Below are 576 nucleotides of genomic sequence, written 5' to 3'. Positions count from 1 at the left end.
CCAGCGCGCCGCCTCGTATCGAGATACGCGCGCAGTTCTGCCATGACGCTGTCGGATTGCGGCAGTATCCTGGTCTTATAGAACTTCGTTTCCCGGACCGTGATCGTGCCCGATTGAAGGTCGACGTCACCCAGATCGAGCCAAGCAAGTTCACCACGTCGCAGCCCCGCGCAATAGGCCAGAAGGATCATGGTATAGAGGCTCAATGGACGCAGCGGAGCATGCGGCGACGGATAGGTGCGGGCAACATCAAGCATCCGCCGGATGTCGGTCGGGTTGAAGATGTGTGGCCGTCGATGCTGTCGCGCCACCTCGCGCTCCGGCCGCGGATTGAAGCGTTTCGGCGGGATGTTCGGATCGAGCCGGTACCGCGCCTTGGTCAGGATACGCCCCAGCTTCTGGCATTCCGCGGCGTGATTGCGAGTGGACTTCGCGGCCGCCCAATGTATCAGCATCGTCTCGAGCGGCTCTCCAGCCAATTCGGGATGCGCTTGCAGGAACCGGTCGAACCGCAGCAACCAGTATGCCTGCGCTTCGTACTGGTATCCCCGGTTTCGCATCAGCATGACATGGTCG

General features: G+C 61.5%; 1 protein-coding gene. It reads right to left on the bottom strand.

Annotated elements, in window-relative coordinates; genetic code table 11:
* Positions 1–576: tyrosine-type recombinase/integrase (locus tag EOA24_RS40385; protein WP_145992594.1), on the bottom strand; the 576-nt coding region annotated here is incomplete at both ends.

Source organism: Mesorhizobium sp. M2A.F.Ca.ET.039.01.1.1 (assembly GCF_003998035.1).
Lineage (GTDB): Bacteria > Pseudomonadota > Alphaproteobacteria > Rhizobiales > Rhizobiaceae > Mesorhizobium.
The sequence above is the reverse complement of the archived record's forward strand: the minus strand, read 5'-3'. Positions and strand labels throughout refer to the sequence as shown.